The 1,121-nt window shown below is 63.0% G+C and carries 1 protein-coding gene; it reads left to right on the top strand.

The window, feature by feature from the left end:
• Positions 1-133: 133 nt before the first annotated feature.
• The coding region (locus U1769_RS25275) for an esterase-like activity of phytase family protein (protein WP_332720911.1) at positions 134-1,121 on the top strand (988 nt) is incomplete at its 3' end.

Raw genomic sequence — 1,121 nt, 5'->3', positions numbered from 1 at the left:
GAAACGGACCTTCACGGCCTAAATGGATGCCCACAGGAAAAGCGTTCGAAAGGCGCGCAAGTTTGGATGGGCTCGTCATCACGCAGGCCAGATTCGAGCCACGCCCCCGGGTGATTCATGCTACGCGCCTGACATGCCCGATATAAAAATTACCGAACTTGTTTTCGTTGATGAGGAATTGGCGCGGCTCGAGCTTCCGCGTAAAACATTGCGCATCACGCGGGGGATCGGTTCGGGCCTCTCCCGTCGCGTTGGGGATTCACCGCACACAGCGTGGGCCATAGGCGATCGCGGACCCAATTTGAAACTGCCGCTGGCAATCGAACATTATGGGCTCGATGTGTTGGCTCCACACGGCGACAAGCCCGGCGCAAAGCTGATGCCATGCCCCGAGATCGGGCCGGCAATCGTCGAACTTCATATCGACCCAAGCCATGTGACCGCACGACGGACACTGGTGCTCACCGACGTAGCTGGCCGCCCGCTGTCCGGCCTGCCTCCCGCTGCCAGCGACGCCCTCGCCGCTGAACCGGCGCTTGGGCTCGATGGGACCATCTTGCAACCCGATCCAGGGGGTGCGGATACCGAGGGCATTGCCGTCGCGTCCGATGGCGGCTTTTGGGTCGGCGAAGAATATGGCCCATCCTTGCTTCAACTTGGGCCGGACGGTCGTGTGCGGGCGCGCTGGGTTCCTGGCGGGACAGAGGCGTTGTTCGCTGGCGCAAACTACCCCGTAATCGGTGCACTACCTGCGGTTGCCGCGCGCCGCCGGCTTAACCGCGGCTTCGAAGGCCTGGCGCTATCAGATGACGGTCGCCGCCTGCATCTGGCCTTTCAAAGTCCGCTCGCTCATCCAGACGACGCCGCCGGACGGCGTGCTCGCCATGTCAGGCTGTGGACCCTCGAAACCTCGAGCGGCGCACTGCTCGCCGAACACCTCTACCCGCTCGACAAGCCCGGCAGCTTTCGCCGTGACGGAGATCTTGGCGATGTCGACCGGGCCGACGTCAAGCTTTGCGATATGTTGGCATTAGCCCCTGACCGCCTGCTGGTTCTTGAGCGCGTGTCGGCGACCGCCAAACTCTATCTGGTGACCCTCTCTCCCGGGAGCGCAATAGCGC

It is taken from the genome of Parasphingomonas zepuensis (assembly GCF_036663735.1).
Classification (GTDB): domain Bacteria; phylum Pseudomonadota; class Alphaproteobacteria; order Sphingomonadales; family Sphingomonadaceae; genus Sphingomonas.
Note: the sequence above shows the minus strand (reverse complement) of the source record. Positions and strands in the feature narration are given on the sequence as shown.